Consider the following 1,266-nt stretch of genomic DNA (forward strand, 5'->3'; position numbering starts at 1 on the left):
CCCCGGGACCTTGGCCCCGACCTCGGGCCTTGGGCCCCTGACCCCCGGCCTCCTGGCCCCGGGCCCTTGACTCAGGCCTCGTGACCCGGGGCCCTTGCCCCCTGGCCCTATCCCGATCCCTGGTCGCGGTGTCGCGTACGCGGCCCGGGCCGGGGCGTTCAGCCCCAGGCGCCGGCGATCTGGCGGGTCGTGGCGTTGAGCCGGTTGAACAGGTTCGTGACGCCCACCATCAGGACGAGCGCGGCGAGCTGCTTCTCGTCGAAGTAGGTGGCGGCGGTGTCCCACACGTCGTCGCCCACCGCGTCGGGGCGGTCGGCGAGGCGGGTCGCCGCCTCGGCCAGCGCGAGCGCCGCCCGCTCCTCCTCGGAGAAGTAGGGGGCCTCCCGCCATGCGGCGACCGTGGCCAGCCGCTCGTCGCTCACCCCTGCCTTGCGGGCCGTCCGGGCACCGCCGTCGACACACGCGCTGCACCCGTTGATCTGACTGACCCGCAGATGCACCAGCTCGAGCGTCTGCCCGTCGACCCCACCGGAGTGCACGGCCTTCATGAGCTGCTGGATGGGCTGCATCGCGTCGGACAGTACGACGGCGGGGTTCTGCATACGGGACTGCATCGTCGATCGCTCCTCTGTCGGGCTGGGCCCCGCAGCGGCGGGGTGTGGTTCCATCTCAGCCGGAAGGGCTTGTCAGCACGACGGTCGTGGGACACCGTGGGACAGCCGAAACGGCCGTGAGCAGGCACGATCCGACCCGGAGGAGTTCTGCCGGGGCGGGACAGGGGGCGGGGAACAGTGGTTGAGCACGACAGGACCCGGGACGGAGACCCGCGCGAGGAACTCGCGGACCGCCTACGGCTGCTCCAGGAGCTGTCCCGGCGGGGCGTACGGGCCCTCGCGCGCGACGCCGGCCTCAGCTCGTCGTCCCTGTCCCGGTACCTCAGCGGGCAGACGGTCCCACCCTGGCCCGCGGTGATCGCCCTGTGCCGCCTCGTCCGGCGTGACCCCCGCCCGCTGCGCCCCCTGTGGGAGCGGGCCTCCAACCCCCTGCCGGCACCGCCGAAGACCAGCCGCCAGGTCCCCCCGCCGGCGCCGCCCGCCGGGACCCCGCGCGCGCCCCGCAACGACCTCCCGCGCGACGTGCCCGACTTCACCGGCCGTGCCGCACAGCTCGCGGCCGTGCTCGACGGTGTGGCCGACAGCCGGGTGATCGCCGTGGACGGCATGGCCGGCGTCGGCAAGACCTGCCTGGCCGTGCACGCGGCGCACC

General features: G+C 74.5%; 2 protein-coding genes. One reads left to right on the forward strand and one right to left on the reverse strand.

Annotated elements, in window-relative coordinates:
* Positions 1-158 precede the first annotated feature (158 nt).
* Positions 159-614, reverse strand: coding sequence for a carboxymuconolactone decarboxylase family protein (locus tag AOJ26_RS40970; protein ID WP_053853392.1), 456 nt, complete (start codon positions 612-614; stop codon positions 159-161).
* Between the two features lie 177 nt (positions 615-791).
* Here AOJ26_RS40970 and AOJ26_RS40975 point away from each other — a divergent pair.
* The coding region (locus AOJ26_RS40975) for a helix-turn-helix domain-containing protein (protein WP_159044542.1) at positions 792-1,266 on the forward strand (475 nt) is incomplete at its 3' end.

It is taken from the genome of Streptomyces sp. NRRL B-24085, assembly GCF_001282115.1.
Taxonomy (GTDB): Bacteria; Actinomycetota; Actinomycetes; order Streptomycetales; family Streptomycetaceae; genus Streptomyces.

Bases quoted from the DNA above. Each gene is read 5' to 3' on its own strand.
- AOJ26_RS40970 (WP_053853392.1), bottom strand. From the start codon at position 614: ATGCAGTCCCGTATGCAGAACCCCGCCGTCGTACTGTCCGACGCGATG.